The sequence below is a fragment of the Methanoculleus formosensis genome (assembly GCF_025384765.1).
Classification (GTDB): Archaea; Halobacteriota; Methanomicrobia; order Methanomicrobiales; family Methanoculleaceae; genus Methanoculleus; species Methanoculleus formosensis.
In genome coordinates this window covers 249,324-269,859 of the sequence record NZ_VHLL01000002.1, presented here as the reverse complement: position 1 = coordinate 269,859, position 20,536 = coordinate 249,324, and the positions used below count along the sequence as shown (strand labels likewise).

General features: G+C 62.8%; 22 protein-coding genes. 8 read left to right on the top strand and 14 right to left on the bottom strand.

Annotation, left to right across the window (positions count from 1 at the left end):
• Window positions 1-11: 11 nt before the first annotated feature.
• Both FKB36_RS04840 and cfbC read right to left on the bottom strand, forming a co-directional pair.
• Window positions 12-1,079: a nitrogenase component 1 gene (locus FKB36_RS04840; protein WP_261596905.1), complete on the bottom strand. Its 1,068-nt coding sequence runs from the start codon at window positions 1,077-1,079 to the stop codon at window positions 12-14.
• A complete protein-coding gene (cfbC, locus tag FKB36_RS04835; RefSeq protein WP_261596904.1) occupies window positions 1,039-1,857 on the bottom strand; it encodes a Ni-sirohydrochlorin a,c-diamide reductive cyclase ATP-dependent reductase subunit in 819 nt (272 codons plus the stop codon). Before cfbC ends, FKB36_RS04840 begins: the two co-directional genes overlap by 41 nt.
• A gap of 227 nt (window positions 1,858-2,084) precedes the next feature.
• Here cfbC and FKB36_RS04830 point away from each other — a divergent pair, with 227 nt between their 5' ends.
• Window positions 2,085-2,705, top strand: a complete 621-nt coding sequence (locus tag FKB36_RS04830; RefSeq protein WP_261596903.1) for a hypothetical protein — start codon at window positions 2,085-2,087, stop codon at window positions 2,703-2,705.
• Window positions 2,706-3,040: 335 nt separating this feature from the next.
• On the opposite strand, the gene FKB36_RS04825 is transcribed toward FKB36_RS04830, so the two are convergent.
• The 4 genes from FKB36_RS04825 to nfi all read right to left on the bottom strand — a co-directional run bounded on the left by FKB36_RS04825 (window position 3,041) and on the right by nfi (window position 7,764).
• A complete protein-coding gene (locus FKB36_RS04825; RefSeq protein ID WP_261596902.1) occupies window positions 3,041-4,498 on the bottom strand; it encodes a TrkH family potassium uptake protein in 1,458 nt (485 codons plus the stop codon).
• 80 nt (window positions 4,499-4,578) lie between these two features.
• Entirely contained in the window at window positions 4,579-5,604 is a 1,026-nt protein-coding gene (locus FKB36_RS04820; RefSeq protein ID WP_261596901.1) for a phosphoribulokinase, read from the bottom strand.
• A 101-nt stretch (window positions 5,605-5,705) separates the two neighbouring features.
• Window positions 5,706-6,896 (bottom strand): FprA family A-type flavoprotein, encoded by a 1,191-nt coding sequence (locus FKB36_RS04815; protein WP_261596900.1) that lies wholly within the window; start codon window positions 6,894-6,896, stop codon window positions 5,706-5,708.
• Window positions 6,897-7,053: 157 nt separating this feature from the next.
• Complete coding sequence (gene nfi, locus FKB36_RS04810) at window positions 7,054-7,764, bottom strand: deoxyribonuclease V (RefSeq protein WP_261596899.1); 711 nt, start codon at window positions 7,762-7,764, stop codon at window positions 7,054-7,056.
• A gap of 86 nt (window positions 7,765-7,850) precedes the next feature.
• Between nfi and FKB36_RS04805 the strand changes: the two genes are divergently transcribed.
• The 3 genes from FKB36_RS04805 to FKB36_RS04795 all read left to right on the top strand — a co-directional run bounded on the left by FKB36_RS04805 (window position 7,851) and on the right by FKB36_RS04795 (window position 10,697).
• Window positions 7,851-8,807, top strand: a complete 957-nt coding sequence (locus FKB36_RS04805) for a slipin family protein (RefSeq protein WP_261596898.1) — start codon at window positions 7,851-7,853, stop codon at window positions 8,805-8,807.
• 92 nt (window positions 8,808-8,899) lie between these two features.
• Complete coding sequence (locus FKB36_RS04800) at window positions 8,900-9,097, top strand: rubredoxin (protein ID WP_261596897.1); 198 nt, start codon at window positions 8,900-8,902, stop codon at window positions 9,095-9,097.
• Window positions 9,078-10,697 carry a thiamine pyrophosphate-binding protein gene (locus FKB36_RS04795; RefSeq protein WP_261596896.1) on the top strand — a complete coding sequence of 540 codons (1,620 nt, stop codon included), beginning with the start codon at window positions 9,078-9,080 and terminating at the stop codon, window positions 10,695-10,697. Before FKB36_RS04800 ends, FKB36_RS04795 begins: the two co-directional genes overlap by 20 nt.
• 320 nt (window positions 10,698-11,017) lie before the next feature.
• Here the strand turns inward: FKB36_RS04795 and FKB36_RS04790 are convergent, their stop codons facing one another.
• The 5 genes from FKB36_RS04790 to FKB36_RS04770 all read right to left on the bottom strand — a co-directional run bounded on the left by FKB36_RS04790 (window position 11,018) and on the right by FKB36_RS04770 (window position 15,268).
• Window positions 11,018-11,761: an MIP/aquaporin family protein gene (locus FKB36_RS04790; RefSeq protein ID WP_261596894.1), complete on the bottom strand. Its 744-nt coding sequence runs from the start codon at window positions 11,759-11,761 to the stop codon at window positions 11,018-11,020.
• Between the two features lie 67 nt (window positions 11,762-11,828).
• Entirely contained in the window at window positions 11,829-12,038 is a 210-nt protein-coding gene (locus FKB36_RS04785) for a DUF2180 family protein (RefSeq protein ID WP_261596893.1), read from the bottom strand.
• An 11-nt stretch (window positions 12,039-12,049) separates the two neighbouring features.
• Window positions 12,050-13,549: a DUF2193 domain-containing protein gene (locus FKB36_RS04780; protein ID WP_261596892.1), complete on the bottom strand. Its 1,500-nt coding sequence runs from the start codon at window positions 13,547-13,549 to the stop codon at window positions 12,050-12,052.
• A 354-nt stretch (window positions 13,550-13,903) separates the two neighbouring features.
• Window positions 13,904-14,905, bottom strand: coding sequence for a flap endonuclease-1 (gene fen / locus FKB36_RS04775; protein ID WP_261596890.1), 1,002 nt, complete (start codon window positions 14,903-14,905; stop codon window positions 13,904-13,906).
• 48 nt (window positions 14,906-14,953) lie between these two features.
• The gene (locus FKB36_RS04770; RefSeq protein WP_261596889.1) at window positions 14,954-15,268 is read right to left on the bottom strand and encodes a hypothetical protein; all 315 of its coding nucleotides are present in this window, start codon (window positions 15,266-15,268) and stop codon (window positions 14,954-14,956) included.
• A gap of 57 nt (window positions 15,269-15,325) precedes the next feature.
• On the opposite strand from FKB36_RS04770, the gene FKB36_RS04765 reads away from it, so the two are divergent.
• On the top strand, window positions 15,326-16,237 hold the full coding sequence (locus FKB36_RS04765; protein WP_261596888.1) for a presenilin family intramembrane aspartyl protease PSH: 912 nt from the start codon (window positions 15,326-15,328) through the stop codon (window positions 16,235-16,237).
• Here the strand turns inward: FKB36_RS04765 and FKB36_RS04760 are convergent.
• Window positions 16,170-17,150, bottom strand: coding sequence for an NOG1 family protein (locus FKB36_RS04760; RefSeq protein ID WP_261596887.1), 981 nt, complete (start codon window positions 17,148-17,150; stop codon window positions 16,170-16,172). The two genes, FKB36_RS04765 and FKB36_RS04760, sit on opposite strands and share 68 nt — an antisense overlap.
• A gap of 48 nt (window positions 17,151-17,198) precedes the next feature.
• Here FKB36_RS04760 and FKB36_RS04755 point away from each other — a divergent pair, with 48 nt between their 5' ends.
• The 3 genes from FKB36_RS04755 to FKB36_RS04745 all read left to right on the top strand — a co-directional run bounded on the left by FKB36_RS04755 (window position 17,199) and on the right by FKB36_RS04745 (window position 18,874).
• Window positions 17,199-18,080, top strand: a complete 882-nt coding sequence (locus tag FKB36_RS04755) for a CBS domain-containing protein (protein WP_261596886.1) — start codon at window positions 17,199-17,201, stop codon at window positions 18,078-18,080.
• A 144-nt stretch (window positions 18,081-18,224) separates the two neighbouring features.
• Window positions 18,225-18,434: a histone family protein gene (locus FKB36_RS04750; protein WP_011844756.1), complete on the top strand. Its 210-nt coding sequence runs from the start codon at window positions 18,225-18,227 to the stop codon at window positions 18,432-18,434.
• 188 nt (window positions 18,435-18,622) lie between these two features.
• Window positions 18,623-18,874 (top strand): PRC-barrel domain-containing protein, encoded by a 252-nt coding sequence (locus tag FKB36_RS04745; RefSeq protein ID WP_261596885.1) that lies wholly within the window; start codon window positions 18,623-18,625, stop codon window positions 18,872-18,874.
• Here the strand turns inward: FKB36_RS04745 and FKB36_RS04740 are convergent.
• Together FKB36_RS04740 and radA are read right to left on the bottom strand one after the other, a co-directional pair.
• Window positions 18,856-19,560, bottom strand: a complete 705-nt coding sequence (locus FKB36_RS04740; protein WP_261596884.1) for a phosphoglycolate phosphatase — start codon at window positions 19,558-19,560, stop codon at window positions 18,856-18,858. The genes FKB36_RS04745 and FKB36_RS04740 overlap by 19 nt on opposite strands.
• On the bottom strand, window positions 19,554-20,528 hold the full coding sequence (gene radA, locus FKB36_RS04735) for a DNA repair and recombination protein RadA (RefSeq protein WP_261596883.1): 975 nt from the start codon (window positions 20,526-20,528) through the stop codon (window positions 19,554-19,556). The genes FKB36_RS04740 and radA overlap by 7 nt, the downstream gene beginning before the upstream one ends.
• Between the last annotated feature and the right edge of the window lie 8 nt (window positions 20,529-20,536).

The following is a 20,536-nucleotide window of genomic DNA, read 5'->3' as shown; positions in this document are numbered from 1 at the left end:
AAATTGTTGTCTCACCCGCGCTGCTTCTCCCGGATCAGCACCCGCCACCGGTTCAGCATCCGCCGCAGGCCGGCGGTCCCGACGGGCGCCGGGTAGGGGAGCGGGATCGCCGCCCCGTCCTCTTCGACCGCAAGATCGAGAGCCCCGGCGCATTCGGTGCAGATGGCTTCCGCGCCCGGATCGCCCCTGAGCATCGGGTGGGGCGACTGGAACGATACCCGGCTCCCGGCGATGTCGTCGAACGCCCCGAGCATCTCCGCCTGGTAGGCCCGCTCCTCCTCGACGGCGGCGTCGGCGTCGATGCCGCAGATCCGGCCGACCTCTTCGAGGAAGCGGCACGTCCCGGCGAGGCCCGCCGGGAACGAGTCCACGTACGGCGTACCGAACCTCCGCTGGAGGTCTTCGGCGACCGGGCGGAGCGCCGGTTCCCGGAGGATGTTGACGGCGGCCGATCCGAGCCGCCCGATATCCCGCGTCTCGATCCCCCGCACGAACCGGAGGTTGACCCCTATGCCGATCCGGGAGAGAAGGCGCACGATCTCGGCTGCGTTCTCCTCGACGCCGTATTCAAGGTTCTTCTCGCCGACCAGGTTTGCCGAGAGGGTTTCTTCGTCCGCGGGACCGGCGAGCGATGCGACCGAGGAGAGGGCGTTTCTCACCCCCGTCTCGAAGACCCCGCCGAGGAACCCGGCGGTCGGGACAGGGATCACCGGGACTTCCTGGTGTTTCGCGCAGATCGCCGCGACGTCGTCTCCGATCGTCTCGACGATGCAGGTCGAGAGGACGAAGACGGCGGCGGGCGAGAGCGAGACCGCCCGCGCGAGGGTCTCCTCCAGTGCGTCTTCGCCCCCGAAGATGATGCCGTTCTCTGTCAGGCGGGTGGAGAGGAGGCGGGGAGCCTCCAGCCGGTCGTTTGCGAGGTGGGTAGCGTGCAGGAGGGAGAAGTTATGGTGCGTGCACCCCGCAGGGCCGTGGATGACGGCGATGGCGTCCCGTACCTCCGTGAGTACCGAGAGCGCCCCGGTCAGGGTGCACCCCTCAAACCTGGACGAATTCGAGGGCGAAAGATTCGAGTTCATCCATCTCGAGGGGTGTGGGGATGCTTGTCGTCTCGTTTCTCTGGATCGTGCGTGCCAGCTCCTGGTAGACCGCGGCCTGATCGGACTCCGGGGCGTACTCGACGACCGTCTGCTTCTGCAGTTCCGCGACCTGGACGACCCGGGAGCGGGGGATGTAGGCGATGAGCCGGGAGTTGATCCGGCGGGCGAACTCCTCCACGAGTTCCTGCTCGCCCTCGATGTTCTTTGCGTTGCAGATGACGCCCCCGAGGGTACACCTGCTCCGCACCCGGCGCGAGAGGCGCGCAATGGCTTTTGCGATGTTGTTTGCCGCGTAGATGGACATCAGTTCGCCGGAGGTGACCAGGTAGACCTCCTGCGCGTACCCCTCGCGCATCGGCATCGCAAACCCGCCGCAGACGACGTCGCCGAGGACGTCGTAGACGATCACATCGCCCTTGAGGGCGTCGAGGCGTTCCAGGAGTTGGAACGTCGCGATGATCCCCCGGCCGGCACACCCGATCCCGGGCTCGGGCCCTCCCGCCTCCACGCAGCGCACGCCGCCAAAGCCCCGGTGGACCACGTCGTCGACGGTGATGTTCTCGTCTCCGCGCTCCCGGATGAGGTCGAGGACGGTCGGGATCCAGGTCCCGTGCATCAGCATGCGGGTGCTGTCGTGCTTCGGATCGCAGCCGATCTGCAGGATATCGAGATTCTCCCCCGCGAGTGCTGCCGAGAGGTTCGCTGCGGTGGTGGATTTTCCGATTCCCCCCTTCCCGTAGAGGGCGATCTGTTTCATTGTATCTACTATGCGCTCGCATGGGTAATTAGGTGTCGGATGCGGTTCGCACGGCGGAACTATATATGCTTTGTTGCAGACCGATCGACGTCCTGGGGGGTCTCTTCTCCTGGATCAGTTCTCTTCCCGGCCTTTTTTAATAATTGGACATTTATAATTCGTCTTTTAAAATTAGAAAAATATATAATAAACAATTTGAAACTCTTGTCAGGCAGGGGAAACAGACTATGGATCCACGATTCCGATCACGGCTGGTTGCGGCGACGATCCTCATCTTCGTCGTCTGTTCGGTCTTCTCAGTCAGCCCGGTCGCCGGTTTCCACCTTGAGAACAGGGATGGGAGCGGCACTGAAGCTGCGCTTGCGGAGGCCCTGGTGCTGCAGCAGAGCACCAAGATCCGGGAAGAGTTCATCGAGAACCTCACCGTCTATATCGACAGCAGAAATGATGCGTTCAAGCGGGAGGGTGTGAGCGGGGACGTGGGCGGGGTCTACGTCCCGGAGGAGAACGCCGTCTACATCCGATCGGACAGGGACCCGGCGCGAGCCGACGAGGTCTTTGTCCAGCAGGTGGGCTACCGCGTCTACCACACGACGGGTGTTGGCGAGAGCAAGGCGTTTGCGGCGCTTGCCGAAGACCCGGGCACCTACCTGGCCCGGATAACCGCACCCGCCGGTGAGGAGCGGGAGGCGGCGATCTTCGCCGAGGCCTTCATGCTCTACCACACCTCGCCTGAGGTCCTGAAGAAGTATGCCCCGGAGGTTCACACCTACATGGACATGCTCGTCAAGAACGGCGGGAACAGGGCGGCAGTGGACGACCTGTACCTGCACCACCAGCCGGAGTGATCCGGCCGGTTCCTTTTTTTCCGGGAGAACCGGGCCGGTTGACCCCCGGGGAACGCTGTTCTTCGGTGCTCGGGTCCTGGATGTCCCGGTTCTTCAGTCTTTGAGGAGATCCCGGGGTGCTTTTGCCGGGAGGGAGTGTCCCACTCCGGCCCCTCCCCCGAGTGGCGATACCCGATGGGAAGCCGTTTCACCCCCTTGCCGGCGATATCGAACAGAAGGGGAGAAACCTCTGAGGTGAGTGTTCCGATCAGGGGGTGCCGGAGAGGTTCAGGATCTCTTCGGGATGACCTTTGATTAAGATAGCAGGGCACCGCCCGCCCCTGGTGGGCGATCCCTCAGTCGGACTTCCTGAAGAGGCCCATGACGAGCATGATCACCGGGATGACCTCGAGACGCCCGATCCACATGATCAGGATGAAGAGGAGTTTTCCCGAATCGGCCATATCGGGCGAGACGAACCCGGTGGATATGCCGCTGTTGCACATCGCAGAGACGACCTCGAAGATCACGTTGCTCGAGTCGAAGGCCGTCGGCTGCAGGTGCATCACCAGTATCGTGGCGACGAAGATGATCAAAAAGTAGAGCATGATCGTCAGCATGTTCCGGGAGACCTCGAGGTCGGCGACGTTCTTCGGGATCACCCTGCCGTCGTACTTGAAGGGCACGAGCACATTCCCCGAGACGAACATCCGCCGGAACCACCAGACCAGGCTCTGGAACCCGAGAACCACCCGGGAAAGTTTGATGCCGCCGGCGGTGCTCCCGGATGCTCCGCCGATCACCATCAGCATCGCGAGGAAGAGGACGGTCACGCTTGCCCACTCGTTCGGGGAGCCGGTCTGAAACCCGGTAGAGGTGACGGCCGCCGCCGACATGAAGAGCGCCTGACGGATGGCTGTCGGGAGATCGGCCGCGGTGAGCGTGACGAGATCCCACGCTATCACGACGATCCCGAGCGCGACGAGCATGAAGAGGAGTCGTGCCTGCTGGTCGTCAAAGAACCGCGTGCCTTTCCCCCGGTAGAGGAGATAGTAGAGTTTGAACGGGAGGGCGCCTGCGATCATCACCGGGACGATGAGAACTTCGAGCAGCGGGTTGTTGTAGAACGGGATCCCGGCCGAGTGGACGGTGAACCCCCCGGTAGAGATCGCGACGAGGGCGATGTTCACCGCGTCCCAGAGGGGTACCCCCGAGAGGAGGATAAGGGCGATCGAGGCGGCGGTCAGCACCAGGTAGATCTTCCACATCTCCATGCCCGTTGCGACGACGCTCGGCATCAGCGCCTCTGAGCGCCCCTCTGAGCGGTAGAGGCGGAACTGAGTCAGCCCGGTCCTCGATGCCATCGCGATGGTGAAGGCGACGATCCCGAGACCACCGAGCCACTGCATCAGCGACCGCCAGAAGAGGAGCGTCCGGGGCAGGTCTTCGACCGACCGCATCATCGTCAGCCCGGTGTCCGTCCATCCCGACATCGCCTCGAAGACGGCGTCGAGGTACGGGACGCCGAGCCCGAGGCAGAACGGGAGCGCGCTCACCATCGCGATGACGAGCCAGATCAGGGCGACCGCCATGAGGGCGGCGGAGAGGGGCGCCTCGCGGTCATCGCGGGGCACCCGGCGGAGGAGCATGCCGAGGAGGAGGAGGACGACCGGGACGGAGGCCATGGGCAGGATCATATCCCACTCCCGGTAGATCACCGCCACAAGAAGCGGCGCCGCTGTGGCGACGCTCATATACCGGAAGATATTGCCGATATCGGGCGCGATGGTCGAGAACCGCTCGATCCTGTCCATCGTTACACGTTCTCCGGGCGCTCTTATCTATCTTCTCTCACACGACCGTTCGGGGTTCCAGGCGCCGACGAGCGATAAAATCACCGCCGGCCGCATCCGCACCCGCTGCTCCCGCCCGGCATCTCCTTTCTCCCGCCGTCCGTCCCCGGCGCGCTCTCGATGAAGATCCGCCGGTTGATGATCCGCCAGGCGAGGATGAGCTGGGCCATATCCCCGGCCGTCAGGTAGTCACCGCCCTGGCTGAGGTCGATCGGCTCCACCTGTGTCTGGATCTCGATGTTCCGCTCCAGTTTTCGTGCAACGGTGTCATTCAACTCCCCGTCGAACGTGAGCGCCCCCATCGCCTCCCCGCCGACGTCCTCGGTGGTGAACTCGACCATGAAGTCGCGCTCGGAGAGCGAGAGGAGCCCGAAGAGGTCGATCGAGAGGTCGACGTCGCCGATGCTCTTCTCAAGCCTGCTCTGGCAGAGGGTGACGCGATAGACGTTGCGCTCCTCGCTCACCTCCCGGCCGTACTTCGAGAAGGCTATCCGGATGACCGCATCCGCAAAGAGGCACTGCGGCGCGACGTACTGCTCGTAGTCGGGTTTACGCACCTCCATCTCTTTGATGACCGTATCGACCGCGTAGCCCCGCTTCTCCACGTCGCGCTTGATCTTCCAGGCGCGCTTGACGTCGGGGTCGGGGTCCACGTAGAGTTTGAAGTCGATCAGGTCACGCAGCGTCCCCGTGACGAAGGGGTGCAGCCCTTCGAGGATCAGGATCTTCGTGGGGCTGAAGGGCACCGGGGGATCGAACTGCCCGTTGTCGTGGTTGTAGACCGGTTTTTCGATCGTCTCCCCTGCCTTGAGGGCGAGAAGATGCTCTTCGAGCAGGTCGAACCGGTTCGCCTCGGGGACGAGCGGAGTTATCCCGAGAGCCTTGCGCTCCCGGCGGTCGTACCGGTGGTAGTCGTCGATGGTGATCGTGGAGACGAGTTCTCCTCCAAAGATCTCCCGGATCGCCCGGGTGAAGGTCGTCTTTCCGGATCCGCTGTCTCCCGCTACGCCGATTATGAAGACGTAGGGTGATTCGGCAATGACGCTCTTGAAGTCGGATGGGGGCATGATGCAGCTCAGAGGTTGATCGGCACCACAGCGCGTTAAGATTTCGGTACAGGCCGAGAGATCCGGGGGCGGGCGGCGACCGTGAAAAATGGATTGGGTGTCTATGGGGAGAGGGCCCCCGCCTCCTCGTGCTTCTTCTTGATCTCGTCCGCGAGCCGGTCGAGCGCCGCGAAGTCCTCCTCCTTCGGGTAGCCCTTGATATAGACCGGGTCGATCACCTCGATCTTGAGCCGGCCGAGCATGCCCGCCAGGGTATCGACCGTCTTCCCGCCCCAGCCGTAGGACCCGATCACCGAGACATACCGGGTCTTCGGGCGGAGGAGGTTTGCAAGGTAGGCGGCGTAGACTGCCTGCGGGTGGGGGCCGAAGATGAGCGTCGGGGTCCCGATCACGATCGTCGCAGCGTCCACCATACCTTTTGCCAGTTCGCCGATGTCGGTCTTCGAGAGGTTGAACGGCTGGACCTGGACACCGCGCTCCATCAGGGCGCCGACGAAGTGGTCGACCATCGCCTGGGTGCTCCCGTGCATGGAGACGAAAGGAAGCAGCACCATGTTCGTCACGGCGTCGCCCGTCCAGTCGCGGTAGGCGTCCATGATGAACGCCGGGCGGTCGTAGATGGGGCCGTGGCTCGGGGCGATCATGGCGATCTCGCGTGGTTCCAGTTTTGAGAGGTGCGCCGTGATGCTTGACCGGAAGGGCATCATGATCTCGGCGTAGTAGCGCTTCGCGGACTCGTAGATCGTCGCTTCATCGGGGACATAGAGGGAACTTGTCGCGTAGTGCGAGCCGAAGAGGTCGCAGGAGAAGAGAATCCGGTCTTCCTGGAGGTAGGTCAGCATCGTCTCCGGCCAGTGGACCCAGGGGGCGATGATGAACTCAAGCGTCTTGTCCCCGAGGGCGAGCGTATCGCCGTCCTCGATGACGATGACCTGATCGGCGGAGATCTGGAGGAGGTCGACCAGGAAATCGCGGCACTTTGCGTTCGTCACCACCTTCGCCCCGCTGAACCTCTCAAGCATCGCCGGTATCGAGCCCGAGTGATCCTGCTCGGCGTGGTTGGCGATGATGTAGTCGATCTTCTCGACGCCGAGCCGGTCCAGGTTCGTCGTGAGGTCCGTGAACTTTGGCGGGTTGACGGTATCGATCAGCGCCGTCTTCTCGCTGCCCCGTATGAGGTAACTGTTGTAGGAGGTGCCGTCAGGCGTTGGGATCAACTCATCGAAGAGACGGAGGTCCCAGTCGATGGCCCCGACGGAGAAGACACCAGGCACAACCTCACGCGGGGTCATGTGCTGCCCCCCGCGGGTGCATTCCGGTGGCGATACAGTGTATGTGAGTGGTTTTCTGACATATTCACGCTCCATAAACTGCAACCGGCCGCGATCTTCCACCGTGCCGGTCGGTGAACGCTAATTCAGTCCGAACCTTGATAACGGTTTCTCTTCCTTACCGGGCGGGGAGGCCGGTCTGCCTGTCGTCCCGCCCCTCCTCCCTCCGGACGGTGTTTGCAAAGAGGTGGGCCTGTCGGGTCGGTTCCGGGAGCCGGTAACCCCGGCCGGTCGCGAGGACGAGATCGACCGCCTGCGATAGATCGATCCGGTGGCCCACCGAGACGTAGACGGGTTTCACCCGCTCTTTTGTCCGCACCGCCATCCCGATCGTCTCGCCGTCCTGGAGGATGGGAGCAGTCGATCCCCTGCCGGGACCGGGTTCGGTCGCCGTGCCGACGAGGAGGCTCTTTGCAACCCCGACGGCGGGGCGGTCGAAGAGGACGCCCATGTGGCTCGCGATCCCGAGCCCCCGGGGGTGGGCGATCCCCTGCCCGTCGAAGAAGATCACGTCCGGCTCGGAGGCGAGCTGCTGGAACGCCTCGATGATGGCGGGGCCTTCCCGGAAGGTGAGGAGGCCGGGGATGTAGGGGAAGGCGGTCGCGGTGGCGGCGCTGGCCCGCTCGACGACGCTGAGGTCGGGGTAGCGGAGGACGACGACGACCGCGTGGATGACGTCCGAGCCCCTCGCGTAAGAGGCATCGGCGCCGGCCACGAGGGATACCTCCCCTGCGTCGCCGGAAGGCTTGACCTGCTTTCGGAGCCTCTCCTGGAGGCGGATCGCCTCTGCTGGGGCCAGGTCGAAGGGGTGGGTCTCTCTGATATCCATGGTCGTCTCCTGCTACCCAGTATGGGTGGTGTTGTATACCTACTATTATATGCTTGGCGCATGCAGCACACCACGGGTAACATCCTATGAGCCGCAATAACCCGCTTCGTTATGCGATTGCTCTCCTGATCGCGCTCCTCGGAGTGCTGATCGCCTACGCCGCTCTCACGACTCCCGGTCTCTCTCCTCTTCTCTGGGCTGCCGCCGCCGTCGTCCTTGCGGGGGTGGTCGCCGCCGCCTCGGTGCAGATCGCCGACCAGTGGGAGAAAGCGCTCGTGCTGCGCCTGGGCCGGTTCTCGGGTCTCAGGGGGCCGGGAGTCTTTGCCATCGTGCCGCTCATCGATACGGTGGCCTACTGGATCGATCTTCGGACGATCACGACGTCGTTTCGGGCGGAGAAGACACTCACCCGGGACACCGTCCCAGTCGACGTCGAGGCCGTCCTCTTCTGGCGCGTGAGGGATCCGGAGAGGGCGGCGCTGGAGGTCGAGGACTACCGTTCGGCCATCAGCTGGGCGGCGCAGACAGCACTCCGGGAGGTTATCGGGAAGTCCGATCTCGCAAACATGCTCGAAGGCCGGGAGAGGCTGGACGCGGAGTTGCAGCGGATCATCGACGTCAGAACCGAACAGTGGGGTATCCACGTCAGTTCTGTTGAGATTCGCGACATCCTGATCCCCCGAGAACTGCAGGACGCGATGTCCATGCAGGCGCAGGCGGAGCGGGAGCGGCAGGCCCGGGTGATCCTCGGCGACTCCGAACTGCAGGTCGCAAAGAAGTTCGAGGAGGCGGCGAGAACCTACCAGGACAACCCGACCGCTCTCCACCTCCGGGCGATGAACATGCTCTACGAAGGGCTCAAAGAGAAGGCGACGCTTGTCCTCGTCCCCGCATCGGTGCTCGATACGATGAACCTCGGAACGACCCTCGGTCTCTCGGCGCTTGCGAAGACCGTGACGGAAGACAACGGGAACCGCCGGGGAACCCCGGCCGGCGACGAGACAGCCAATCCGCCTGCGGCGGGAGAACCCGGGGTTCCCTGACCGGAACCCCGACCCGGTCACCGGGCGGCGAGGCATTTTTATACGTGAAGATTGGGTACGGCGCGGAGAGTCACTCTCGGAGCGTGGATGATATGGCACGATGGGTCTGCAGTGTCTGTGATTACGAGTATGTTGAGGAGGCGGGAGACCCGGCTACCGGGATACCGCCGGGAACGCCCTTCGAGGAACTTCCCGGGGACTGGCGGTGCCCCCGCTGCAGCGTGGGAAAGGAGGCGTTCGTGCGGGCCGGCGAAGAAGAGGTGGGGACGAATGACGAAGACTACCTCTGAAGGAGCCACCACGACCGTGGCCGACGTGCTGGTCGCGGAGCTCGCGGCCTGGGGGATCACCCTCTACTTCGGCATCCCCGGTTCGTCGTCGCTCCCGCTCGTGGACGCGGTCAGGAGGAACCCGGACGCACAGTATATCGTCGTCCGGCACGAGCAGACCGCGGCCCTCGCCGCCTCGGCCTACAACAAGTTCACGGGGAAGGTCGCCGTCTGCCTGACGATCGCCGGGCCGGGGGCGACGAACCTCGCGACCGGCCTGTATGACGCGAAAGAAGACCGGGCGAGCGTGCTCTCCCTGAACGGGCAGGTGCAGGCGCAGTATGCCGGCCCCGGCGGCGTCCAGGAGATCGACCAGGACGCGTTCTTCCGCCCGATCGCGGTCTTCAACAACACCGTCGCCGACCCCTCGACGGCGGTCAAACTCCTCACCCGGGCGCTCCGGTACGCGATCGTCGGCCGCGGCGTCGCCCAGTTGTCGCTCCCGAACGATATACAGAGAGAACCGCTCGAGGCCGCCTACTGCGAACGCGAGACCTGCCTCTCGGCGGTCACGACGGCCCCGACCGACGAGGCCGTCCGTGCGGCGGCGGAGGCGATCGACGGTGCCGCCCGCCCGGTCATCCTTGCCGGTTTCGGCGCCATGCGTGCGGCGGAAGCGGTCCTCGACCTTGCGGAAACGCTCCGGGCGCCTATCGTCACCACCTTCCGGGCGAAGGGGATCCTCCCCGACGAGAACGAGTGGGTCGCCGGGGTGCACGGCCCGCTCGGGACGCCGCATGCCCAAAGGATCGTCGAGGAGTCCGACCTCGTGATCGCCTGCGGGGCGAGTTTCTCCGACTTCACCGGGATTCCCCGGGAGATACGGGCGGTCCATATCGACATCGACCCGCTCCAGCTCGGCAAACACCCGCTCGCGGCAGGGGTCTATGGCGACTGCACCGTTGCCGTACCCCTGATCCGGGAACGGGTCAGGCCGCGGGAGGATACGGGGACGGGGGCATGGCTCAGGGAGCAGAAGCGGGAGTGGTCGGAGCGCCTCGACCGGGAGGCCGACCCGGAGGCGGTCCCGATCCGCCCCCCCTACATCATGAAGGTCCTCTCCGAGACGCTCCCGGAGGACGCGGTTATCTCCCTCGACGTCGGGGAGAACCAGTGGTGGTTCGGGAGGAGTTTCCGGATGAAGCGGCAGCGGTTCGCGATGTCGGGCTACCTCGGGACGATGGGGTTCGGGCTCCCCGGGGCGATTGCGGCGAAACTGGCCTACCCTGATGCGACCGTCGTCTGCATCACCGGCGACGGAGGGTTCTCTATGGTCATGGGCGACTTCGTCACGGCGGTCAGGTACGACCTCCCCATCGTCGTCGCGGTCTTAAACAACCACCACCTTGCTATGATCAGCGAGGAGCAGCGGGAGGCGAACTATCCGGTCTACGGCACCGATCTCACGAACCCGGACTTCGCGGCGTATGCAGAGGCATGCGGCGGTGTCGGGATATGGGTGACGCGGCCGGGTGACCTCCGGGACGCCGTTCTCAGGGCGGTATCGATGGAGAAACCCGTCGTCATCGATATCGAGACCGATCCGGTGCGGTTCGAGTAAGGGGCCGGGTGGCCGCGTCACAGCGCTCAGCCGAAATTTATAAGTCCGTGCAAGGGAATGAAGGGCCGAGGGTAGTGTGAACATCCCGTCCAGGGCAGCGCAGTCTGCGATGCCCGTTACGGGAATGCGCGGATCTCCGGATGTTGATCCGGGTGGGAGGATCGGTAATTCGTTCTTCGCTCCACGCTGAGGGTCCCCGGGAACCTGCGAAGCGAGCAGGCGCCCGGGGTAGACTTCGGCGAGCCGGATCCGCTCCGGTTCACCGTTCTTGCGGCCGTAATCGGCCGGACTTTTTTGCCACTCCAAAAGAGGGGTTGGGGTTATTCTTTGCAGAGGTAGTCGTAAAGGAACGCAGCGAGCAGCGCACCGACGATGGGGCCGATGATGTAGATAGGGAAGAATGCCCAGAGGTTCGACCCGCCAAGCAGCCAGTCCCCGAGGTAGGGCCCGAACGTACGGGCAGGATTCAACGACGCGCCGGTCAGGTTCCCGGTCGTCGTGATGATGCCCGCGACCGCGAGGCCCACCATAAGCCCGGCAAAACCCGGTGTGGCCCGCTCGTCGACGGCGACTCCCATGATGACGAGCATCAGAAGGAACGTCCCGACCGCCTCGATGACGATCGCCTGCAGGTAGCCGATGCCGGCGAAGGGGGCCGTCGCCCCGAGCCCTCCGATCGTGACGGCGTCCGGGCCGACCGCCCAGGCAAAGAGGAGGCTCGCGGCGGCCGCGCCGACGAGCTGTGCGGCGATGTACGGGGCGACGTCGCGTCCGGGGAGCCGGCGGGTTGCAAAGAGGGCTATCGTCACCGCCGGGTTGATGTGGCAGCCCGATATCCTCCCGAAGGCGTAGATCGCCCCTGCGATGGCGATACCGAAGGCAAGACCTATGGCGAGCCAGTCGCCGAGCCCCCCGAGCGCCCCGATCCCTATGTTGAAGGGGGTCGCCGGGGTCGTTCCCGCGGCGAGCATCAGCGTGACGACCGCGGCGCCGGCACCGAAGAAGACCAGGATGAATGTCCCGACGGCTTCGGCGACGCATCGTTTTCCAAGAGATGTGGTCATGATTACACCAATACTGAGTATACTTCTTGTTAAGCGACTTCAGCCAAAAAAAGGCTTGGGAGTGATCTTACTTTCCATACAGGGCGTTATAGCACTCGGGACAGAGGATCCTCGGCAGCGGAGCCTTCACACGCTTGCTGGGGAGCGGGTAGCCCCCCTCCCAGACGTCGACGTCCTTTCTGATCGCGTGCTCCATGCAGAGCCCCATCCCGCAGACGATGCAGATCGCCACCGCCTCGCTATCCTTGCCCTCGAGGGCGCAGTAGTAGCACTTCATGATCGCTCCTTCTATACCGCTTCTCTCCACTGGCAGTACTGGTGCCGCATGTCGACCAGGCACGCAGAGGCACAGTTCTTGCAGGCCCGCACCGGGGCGGCCGCCGTCTCCTTCTCGAGAGCGATGATGTTCGTCATCATCGTCGCCGTCACCGGCTCGCTCGTCAGGAGGCACGGGTAGTCGGCAAGACTCATCAGGGCGGCGAACCGGACAGTTATGGCGCAGGCCGGGTAGACATACCACTGCGGGTTCATCAACACCTCATTCTTGCTGATGGGCGAGAGATCGACGGGGTACTTGCCGATCATGGGGACCAGTTCCTCACCGGAACCGTTCCGCATCCGCTGTGCCTTGTCGAGGATCTTCCACCCGCGGTAGATCATGTCCATGAAGTCGCAGTTGTGGAGTTCCGCCGCCGCGCCCCGGGACGGGTAGAGCTGGACGTAGTTGTGGAACCGCCTCGTGAGCAGGTCGACGACCATGGGAGCGTTGAACCCATCGAGCTGGAGGAGGTACTCGGTTGCGGCGGCAGACGACCCGGTCGCGACCGAGAGGATGTCCCAGTAACTCTTGTAGGAGTCGAGCGATTTCCGCAGCGACGACTCCATCACGTCGGTGACCGCCTCGATCGTCGCCATGACGACGTCGTCCTTGCACATGTTGAAGGTCGACTGCGCGATGTGGTGGGAGACGTCTCCGACGCTGTAGGCCGGGACGGTCAGGATGTTGCCGTAGTGGACGCCGTCGTCGATCGCGGCCTTGATCGTCCCTTCCATCCGCCGCCGATACTCGCTCATGTACTTCCGCTGGTCAAAGGAGGTCATCCCGGCATCATCCATCAGCTCCGCCTGGGCGTTGACCGGCTCAAGGTAGAGTTTCTGCATGGTCGCGATCTCTTTTGCCGTCGCCTCGGCGTTGGTGGCTCCTGCCTCGAGGGCATGGGAGAAGTGCTCGCCAAATCCATAGGAGGTGTTCATGCCCCATGATTTGGCGGCGAGGATCGCCCGTTTGTGCTCGACCGGGATATCGGTCTTCAGGAGCACCTGGTTCACGACGTTGCTAGTGCTCCCCGGGATTAGCGCAAAGTCGACGACGCAGGTAGGGCCGTAGAACCCGCCGTAGTGCCGCACCGCCTCAAGGCTGATCAGGGCTTCCGCGTCCGCGATCGCCTGCGCAAAGGCATCGACGCTCTTTGCGAACGCTTCGTCCTGTTCCTTCAGGATCTCGAGCACCACGGGGGTCTGGTAGTGCTCGACGAACGGGTCGTCTTCGGGGCGGACAGTCGTTGTAAGGCCTTTCAGAATCTCGTAATGCGAGACCACCGAGTTTTTGTGGAGGTCGATGACCGCCTGGCTCTGGTTGCCGATCGCCGTCATCGTCTTCACCGCGTCGACGTAGGGTTTTGTGTCCTCGATCACGAACTTCTGGCCGCGTTTCACCTTTAACGTATCCACGTCCGCCCGCTGGGCGGTCATGGCCTCGTTTATCATCTTCTCGTAGAGTTCTTTCATATCAATCACCTGTCAGGGTAGCGTTTAACGGCGGTCCGGCAGGGCCACCGTGGTTATAGGGCGACGCTGGAAGACAGGGGGGAGGTTCCGGGGAATAGCCCGGATGAGCCGGGAGAACGAAAGGTCGATAATAGTCCGGGAGACTGAACGGTAATCAGAGATTGTGCCTGTCCGCTTTCGGTCCCTGCACTCCCCATCCTGTCTTGAAGGCCTGGGAGTTCTTTATCAATTGGCTTACTTGGTCGTTCTGGCATATATCTGTTGTGTCGTCTTCCGATGCGCCATTCAAAAAAGGAGACCTTCGGTTTCCAGGATCGAGCGCCAATTTGAGATTTTCTCCCGGGAGGCGGCGTATCAGAACCAGGCATCCAGCGTCTTCTGCGTCGCCTTCACCGAGACCTTGGCGAGGGCGCCCCTGACCCGCTCCTCAGAGAAGTCGTAGCGGCCGGAGAGCATCTCGATAACCCCGTCGACGTCCGGCGTCCCCCATTCGAGGGTGTAGTCGTCGGTGACCGGCGGGTCGAGGAAGAACTCCCGGACGGGAGCCGGGTCGAACCCGGGCTGCTTCTCGGCGATCGTCTCCTCGAACCCGCCTTTCTGGACGATCTTCAGGGCGGTCTTGCCGCCGACGCCCCGGATGCCCGGGTTGAAGTCCGTCCCCACCAGAATGCCGATCTCGACGAGTTCCTCCCTCGTGACGGCGAGGCAGTCGAGGAGGGAGGAGAGGACGATCCGTTCGGGGTTCACGGTGATCGTCCGTCCCCGCATCTTACGCCGGCCGCTGACGGTGAGGTTTCGCACCAGCACCGGAGAACCGAAGAGGAGCGAGTCGTAGTCCTGGGAGACGGCGTAGGTGACCTTTCCCTGCCGCGCCATATGGGCCGCCTGCGCTTCGCCCTCGCTCGGCGCCTGCACCCAGGGGATGCCGAGCAGGTCGAGGAGTTCACGGGACGATGCGATGATGTGGCTGTCGATGCGGGCGGACGCGCTCGCCTGCTTGTAGGCCTCCTCCATGTCACCCTCCCGGAGCGCCGTCTTCCAGGCCTCGTCGGCCCTGGCGCGGATTTCGCGCCGCTCGTCGATCGTCTCCTGCTTGAACTCGGGGGGCTTTCCGTCGAAGACAAAGACCGGACGGATCCCCTTCTCCAGGAAGTTCACCGTTCGAAAGAGGATGCCGGAGAGGTGCGAGGTGACCCTCCCCGCACCGTTCATCAGTGGGGTTCCGTCCGGCTGCCGGATGATGGAGAGGAACTGGTAGAGCGCGTTATGGGCGTCCAGTGCCGCGATACCGGATAGATCGTCCCACGTCAACGCCTCTTTACTGTCTGTCAGGATATCCCGGATTGCAACGCCCATGCTACCTATTCATGAGAGAGGGAGATGCCATTAAGGTGGCGATCCGGTTCACCGGTACATCCGCCGGGAGAGGCCGTCGACGATCTCCTCCATGTGGCTCACCGTGTTGTCGTACCGGGCGGCCATCGCATTGCTCATCTCTTCCATGTTCACGCGCATGGTGCGCTCCCGTTGCACGACGCTCTGCTCAAGGCTCACGATCTTCATGCCGAGAGAGATAAGCAGCCCCCCGAGGGAGAGCATCATGAGCGTTGCAGCAATCGCTATGGTCAGGTCCTGCCAGAACCGCATCACCAGCACGACGGTGGAGACAACCATCACGATGGTGAGAACGATATCGCCGATGAGTTCGCGAATCTCCATAATTTAAAATGATGAGGATGCATTAATTAACCTACCTATCATGGGTGGAGTTTTGTGATGCAGATACGCGACTGGCTGCCAATTCTCGGAATGGCCCTGATGCTTTTGTTCGTCCAGATCATCGCCGTCATCCTCGTCACGCCCATGCAGGCGGCGGGGCTTATTGCATTTGAAGATCCCGAATCGGTGGCGAATTCCCTGATATTCATAGGGATGCTGCTCGCCTTTACGCTGGTTCTGCTCTTCCTGATCCGGAAAGGGGGGCGGCGGTTCATCGCCGTCTTCATCGGGTTCGCGCTCTTCATGACGTTCCTCTACATATTCGGCGCGCTCTCCCTCCTCCTGTTCGGGTCGACCGCCGCCGCCGCGGCAGGGACGCTCATCGGCGCCGTAGCGGCGACGGCGCTCCTCTACCTCTACCCGGAGTGGTACGTCATCGATATCCTCGGCGTGCTGATCTCCGCCGGGATTGCGTCCATCTTCGGGATATCCCTCGCCGTCCTGCCGGTGATCGTGCTGCTCGTGCTGCTCGCGATCTACGATGCCATATCGGTCTACCGGACAAAACACATGATCACCCTCGCCGAAGGCGTCCTCGAGACGAAGGCGCCCATCATGGTCGTGGTCCCGAAGAGGGCGGACTACTCGTTCAGAAAAGAGGGGCTCAACATCGGTGGCGGGGAGGAGCGCGGCGCGTTCGTCATGGGCATGGGCGACCTGATCATGCCCTCGATCCTTGTCGTCTCGTCGCACGTCTTCGTGGACGCGCCCGCGGTCATCTGGACCCTCTCCGCCCCGACACTCGGTGCGATGGTGGGATCGCTTGCAGGGCTCGGGGTGCTCCTCTACTTCGTCAACAAGGGCAACCCCCAGGCGGGGCTCCCGTCACTGAACGGTGGGGCTATTCTTGGGTTTCTGGTTGGGGCGGCTCTCGCAGGCTCGTTTTCGTGGCTTCTTTTCGGTGTTTGAGCAGGATATCGAGCGCCTCCTCCACCCCTTCGCCGGTGAGCGTGGACATCGCCGGATAGCCCTCGAGCCCCTGGATGTCCGCCTTGTTTGCGACCGTCACCACCGGCACGTCGAGGAGACTTTCGATCTCCAGAAGAAGCCTCTTCTGGTCGTCGAGCGAGTAGCCGCAGTGTTCGCTTGCGTCCAGGATGAAGAGGACGACGTCGGCCGTGTTGGTGATGGCGCTGACCGCCTGCCGCTCGATGGGGTTCCTCTCCTCTGCCGGGCGTTCGAGGACGCCGGGCGTATCGATGAACTGGATCCGGTCGCGCTTCCCGATCTCGCGGTGACCGACGATGATCCCCTTGGTGGTGAAGGGGTAGGCGGCGATCTCGGGCTCCGCCGTCGAGACGAGCCTGATGAACGAGGACTTCCCGACGTTCGGGAACCCCGCCACCACTACGGTGAACTCGTCCTCGCTTACGTGCGGGAGTTTTCGCAGGACGTTCCTCGCTTCGTTGAGGTAGAGGAGGTCGTCTCCCACCTGGTGAACGATCGAGGCCATGCGGGCGACGGCCTGCTTCCGTTTCCGGTCGGTCTCCTCGGCCTTGCGCATGCTGCGGGCGTAGCCGGAGCCGATGGCCCTGACCTGGTCGGCCGCCCAGGTGACGGCGCCGAGGGACTTCTTCAGCCGGTCGAGCGAGACCAGGATGTCGGCCGCCTCCTGGTAGAAGGGGGAGAGCCGCTCGAAACTCGGGAACGAACTGACCACGCTTTTGAGTTTGTCGTGGATGGCGCTCCCGACCGCCCGCACGAATTCCTCGTTCGCGGTATCGATGTTGGTCTTCAGTTTCTTTTTGGCTGCCGCTCTCCGGAGACTGCGGTCGAGCACCTCGTCAGCCGTCGGAACGGTCGGGATGGTTTCAAATTCCACGGTACGCACAACCTAATGTATTTAAACAACGTATAATCACTGATAATTATGGAGCTCTCTCCGATTCAGAAGGATATCCTGATAACCCTGATTACCCTATATCATCAGTCTTCCCACTCTATAAAAGGTGAGGAGATCGCAGAGGTGCTGAAGCGCAACCCCGGGACCGTCCGCAACCAGATGCAGGCTTTGAAGGCTCTCGGGCTGGTCGAAGGCGTCCCCGGCCCGAAAGGAGGATACAGCCCGACTGCAGAAGCCTACCGGGAACTGAATCTCGGGGATCTCGAGCACCAGTCCGAGGTACCGATCTTCCGCGACGGCGAGAAGGTGAGGGGCGTCCGCGTCACGGAGCTCGGGTTCACCACCCTCTGCCACCCCGACCTCTGCCAGGCGATGGTACGGATCATCGGAAGCGTGAAACTCTTCCGCATTGGGGATATGGTCTCGATCGGTCCCACGCCGGTGAATAAACTCCTCGTCCGCGGCGAGGTCTTCGGGATGGACGAGAACCTGCAGGCACTCCTCATCAGCGTCTCCGAGATGATATCCCTCCCGAAACAGCCCATCAAGCACTATATGAGCACCCCGCTCCTGACCCTGCCGTCCACCGCCACCCTCCGCGATGCCGTGCGCCTCTTCAATACCCACCATATCCACGGCGCGCCGGTGATGAAGGACGGCGAAGAACTCGTGGGCATCGTGACACTGAGCGATGTCGCCCGCGCCCTGGACGAGGGGCTGACGCTGGATACGCCGGTTGCCGGAGTCATGACGGCCGATGTGGTCGAGGCGCCGTCGTCGATCCGGCTCTATGAGCTCGTGGGCCGGTTCAAGGAACGGGAGATCGGGAGACTGATTGTGGTCGAGGACGACAAGCCCGTCGGGATCGTTACCCAGACCGATATAATTCGGGTCTTTCCCTCACTTTGATCCCCTCCCCGTTCGAAATTTTGCGCTTCAACCCCTCTAATGGGGGATAAGTATTTATATGAGGATACCTATGGTGCTTCTGTCAAACGAGTTCTGTGTGTGAGTACATTTCACAGAACTCAATGAAAAGGGGGAAAATGGATCATGACTGATATACCGCTGGCACCTGTTGGCAGAATCGTGAAAAAATCCGGCGCGGAGCGCGTGAGTTCCGACGCCAATGAAGAACTTGCGAAGCTGATGGAGCAGTACGCGTCACGGATTGCGAAAGAGGCGATCAAGCTGGCGGGTCACGCCGGCAGGAAGACGGTCAAGGCAACCGATGTCAGGATGGCGGCTGAAACCGTGAAATAACCCGAAAACCTCTTTTTGGAACCCTATCGATCCGGTATGCATTCCTCCGGTTGAGAGCGCCTCTCTCTCCGACTCTCTGCTCCGGGCAACGGCGGCGCATGCATCTCTGACAATTCCCTGTAACGCTCTTTTCCGTGATTTCATCGGATTTAGAAATTATAAATAGTACAAACGCCCCACGGTTTTATATGACCAAAACCTTCTGCCGTTCCCTTGCGAGGAAAAGATTGATGAGTAATGATGGCATGCTCATCGGAATCATCAAGAATATCATCGTCGACCTCAACACGGGGCAGGTCGTCGACCTGCTCGTCAAACCGGACGAGACGTTCAAGACCGACGGCTACAGGACGGACGGGGACAAGATGCTCGTGCCGTTCGAGGCGGTGAAGGATATAAAAGATTATGTCGTCGTCGACCGCTACCTGCTGAAAAGATAGGGATAATACTTTTTTACCGCTTCCACGAACCCGTCCCCGTAGGCTCCTTCGGTGACTCGGTCCGCCGCCGCCTGCACCGCGGGGGGGGCGTTTCGCACCGCAACACCGATACCGGCGGCCTCAAGCATCTCGATGTCGTTCTCGGAGTCGCCGACGGCCATCATATCGTCGGTTGAGACCCCCATCTCGCGGGCAAGTGCCGTGAGCGCTGCCCCCTTGCTCACGCCGGGGGTCTGGAGGTGGATTGCAAACCCGGTGTCGAGCACCCGGACGGAGAGATCGTGGTCGCGGATGACCGCTCTTGCCTCGTCGGGGTCGATGTTCCGGGCGAAGGCGACGTCGGCGAACCGGTACTGCTCTCCGAAGAGCTCGAGTTCCACGCCTTTCCCGGCAAAATAGTCGTTGAGAACCTCGAACGCCGCAAGGCAGGCCTTTTTGTCGCCGGGGACACGGAGGGTGCCGGAAAACCCCCTCCGGTAGACGCCGCCGTTCTCGCCGATGATCGTCCCGTCCGTCCCGACCATCTTGCAGAGCCCGTCCATGAAGCAGACGGTGTTGCCGCTCGCGAAGACCACCTCAACCCCGGCGTCGATGAGCGTCCGGACGGCCTCGACGGCGGGGGTGTTGATCCGCCGCCGCCGGTCGGTGATGGTGCCGTCGACGTCCGTTACGAGCGCTTTCAGCACTGCTTGAGTCCTGCCTGCTCGACCATGAACGCCGCCTCGCCCTCGGGGAGGTTCGGGCTGTCCACCAGGCGGGCAACTCTCTTGCCGCCCTTGCTCTTACGGAGGTAGAGCCGGAAGGTTGCGGTGTGCCCTACGATGTTGCCGCCGATCGGTTTCGTGGGGTCGCCGAAGAGGATGCCGGGGTTCGACATCACCTGGTTGGTCACGAGGCCGACGGCGTTGTGGTCGTCGAGCAGTTTCAGGAGATCGTGCATGTGGCGGTTCAGTTTCTGCTGCCGGGGGGCAAGGGTGCCCCGTCCCGCGTACTCCGAACGGAAGAGCGACGTCAGCGAGTCGATGATGAAGAGCCTCACCGGGTAGTCGGAGTTCCGCAGCTCGTTTGCGAGTTCCCGTGCTGTCTCGAGGAGCAGCATCTGATGGTCGGAGCTGTGCGCCCGCGCGACGTGGATCCGTTCGAGGACATTCTCGATATCCCCGAGTTCCGCCTCTTCGGGGAGGCCGGCAAGCATCTGCTCTATCCGTTCCGGCCGGAAGGTGTTCTCGGTGTCGACGTAGATGGCCGAGCCGCCGAGGCCGCCGAGTTCTTCAGGGAGCTGGACGTTCACGGCCATCTGGTGGACGATCTGGCTCTTCCCCGACCCGAACTCGCCGTAGACCTCCGTTATCGCCTGCGTCTCGAGGCCGCCGCCGACCAGTTCGTCGAACTCGGGCACCAGCGTCCGGAGTTTCTTGATGTCCTTCCTCTTGTCGAGGATATCCCTGCCGGTCTTGAACCCGCCGATATCCGCCATCTTCCGGGCGGCGAGGATCACCTTCTTTGCCGTGGCCTCACCGATCTCCGCCGCCTCGGCGAGGTCCGATGTGGTGGCCGTCGCAACGCTCTCGACGGTTCCGTATCCGGCTTCCCGGAGTTTTTCGGCGGTGGTTGGTCCAACGCCTGGTAAGTCTTCAAGATCAATCTCTGACATCTCATTCC

Excerpts from the sequence above, each read along its gene's own strand:
- FKB36_RS04745 (WP_261596885.1), top strand. The coding sequence starts at position 18,623 with ATGACCAAAACCTTCTGCCGTTCCCTTGCGAGGAAAAGATTGATGAGT.
- FKB36_RS04800 (WP_261596897.1), top strand. The coding sequence starts at position 8,900 with ATGGCACGATGGGTCTGCAGTGTCTGTGATTACGAGTATGTTGAGGAG.
- FKB36_RS04795 (WP_261596896.1), top strand. The coding sequence starts at position 9,078 with ATGACGAAGACTACCTCTGAAGGAGCCACCACGACCGTGGCCGACGTG.
- FKB36_RS04780 (WP_261596892.1), bottom strand. The coding sequence starts at position 13,549 with ATGAAAGAACTCTACGAGAAGATGATAAACGAGGCCATGACCGCCCAG.
- FKB36_RS04755 (WP_261596886.1), top strand. The coding sequence starts at position 17,199 with ATGGAGCTCTCTCCGATTCAGAAGGATATCCTGATAACCCTGATTACC.
- cfbC (WP_261596904.1), bottom strand. The coding sequence starts at position 1,857 with ATGAAACAGATCGCCCTCTACGGGAAGGGGGGAATCGGAAAATCCACC.
- FKB36_RS04790 (WP_261596894.1), bottom strand. The coding sequence starts at position 11,761 with ATGACCACATCTCTTGGAAAACGATGCGTCGCCGAAGCCGTCGGGACA.
- FKB36_RS04770 (WP_261596889.1), bottom strand. The coding sequence starts at position 15,268 with ATGGAGATTCGCGAACTCATCGGCGATATCGTTCTCACCATCGTGATG.
- FKB36_RS04820 (WP_261596901.1), bottom strand. The coding sequence starts at position 5,604 with ATGCCCCCATCCGACTTCAAGAGCGTCATTGCCGAATCACCCTACGTC.
- nfi (WP_261596899.1), bottom strand. The coding sequence starts at position 7,764 with ATGGATATCAGAGAGACCCACCCCTTCGACCTGGCCCCAGCAGAGGCG.
- fen (WP_261596890.1), bottom strand. The coding sequence starts at position 14,905 with ATGGGCGTTGCAATCCGGGATATCCTGACAGACAGTAAAGAGGCGTTG.
- FKB36_RS04825 (WP_261596902.1), bottom strand. The coding sequence starts at position 4,498 with ATGGACAGGATCGAGCGGTTCTCGACCATCGCGCCCGATATCGGCAAT.
- FKB36_RS04750 (WP_011844756.1), top strand. The coding sequence starts at position 18,225 with ATGACTGATATACCGCTGGCACCTGTTGGCAGAATCGTGAAAAAATCC.
- FKB36_RS04815 (WP_261596900.1), bottom strand. The coding sequence starts at position 6,896 with ATGACCCCGCGTGAGGTTGTGCCTGGTGTCTTCTCCGTCGGGGCCATC.
- FKB36_RS04840 (WP_261596905.1), bottom strand. The coding sequence starts at position 1,079 with ATGAACTCGAATCTTTCGCCCTCGAATTCGTCCAGGTTTGAGGGGTGC.
- FKB36_RS04805 (WP_261596898.1), top strand. The coding sequence starts at position 7,851 with ATGAGCCGCAATAACCCGCTTCGTTATGCGATTGCTCTCCTGATCGCG.
- FKB36_RS04765 (WP_261596888.1), top strand. The coding sequence starts at position 15,326 with ATGCAGATACGCGACTGGCTGCCAATTCTCGGAATGGCCCTGATGCTT.
- FKB36_RS04830 (WP_261596903.1), top strand. The coding sequence starts at position 2,085 with ATGGATCCACGATTCCGATCACGGCTGGTTGCGGCGACGATCCTCATC.
- radA (WP_261596883.1), bottom strand. The coding sequence starts at position 20,528 with ATGTCAGAGATTGATCTTGAAGACTTACCAGGCGTTGGACCAACCACC.
- FKB36_RS04785 (WP_261596893.1), bottom strand. The coding sequence starts at position 12,038 with ATGAAGTGCTACTACTGCGCCCTCGAGGGCAAGGATAGCGAGGCGGTG.